Origin of the sequence: Myxococcus llanfairpwllgwyngyllgogerychwyrndrobwllllantysiliogogogochensis (genome assembly GCF_006636215.1) — a bacterium.
Taxonomy (GTDB): Bacteria; Myxococcota; Myxococcia; order Myxococcales; family Myxococcaceae; genus Myxococcus; species Myxococcus llanfairpwllgwyngyllgogerychwyrndrobwllllantysiliogogogochensis.
The window spans coordinates 1-589 of sequence record NZ_VIFM01000623.1 but is presented as its reverse complement, the minus strand read 5'-3'; the positions used below and the strand labels follow the sequence as shown (position 1 = coordinate 589).

The window sequence follows — 589 nt, the reverse complement described above, 5'->3', positions numbered from 1 at the left end:
ACGCATCCCAACCCTGAAACGAGAGACGGAGGCCCACCCATGCCCGCAAAACGCACGATGCCCTCGAAGCTGAGCACCGACCCGAAATTCCGCTACCGCCCAGCAGTCGCGACCGACATCCGGAAGACCTTCGCCAGCGCCCGCAAGGCCCAGGCCCGCGCCGCAGCGGACGCCGTCACCGAGCAGCAGTCAGTCCTCGACGTGCCGCGGCGCGAGCAGCAGCTCCAGCGCAACGCGCAGGCGCCGGCCCTGACCGCCTCGCCCGCCGAGGTTGTCACCCTGCCGGCCGTGATCGAGCGCAGCCGCGGCGAGGCCGCGCAGCTCGCGCTCGTCGGCCTGGAGCCCCGCCGCGCTGGAGGCCGCCGGTGATCGCCCAGGCCACCCGCGCCGCCAAGGTGCCGCCACTGCGCGCGTGCGCCCTCTGCATGCACCGCCGCCCCGTCGCCGGCGCGCTCCACTGCGGCGCGCCGGCAGTGCGCAACGTGTTCGGCCTGCAGCCCGTGAGCGCCATGCGTGCCACCGCCGGCGCCTGCGGGCCCAGCGCCGCGCATATGGACATGCCGGGGTGGGCGTCGTGATGCGCACCACC

2 protein-coding genes are annotated in these 589 nt (G+C 74.9%); both read left to right on the top strand.

Going from position 1 to position 589, the window contains the following annotated elements; all coding sequences use genetic code 11:
- Positions 1 to 39 precede the first annotated feature (39 nt).
- Positions 40 to 369, top strand: a complete 330-nt coding sequence (locus tag FJV41_RS49685; RefSeq protein WP_141649562.1) for a hypothetical protein — start codon at positions 40 to 42, stop codon at positions 367 to 369.
- Complete coding sequence (locus FJV41_RS49680; protein WP_141649561.1) at positions 366 to 578, top strand: hypothetical protein; 213 nt, start codon at positions 366 to 368, stop codon at positions 576 to 578. The genes FJV41_RS49685 and FJV41_RS49680 overlap by 4 nt, the downstream gene beginning before the upstream one ends.
- Positions 579 to 589: the final 11 nt, after the last annotated feature.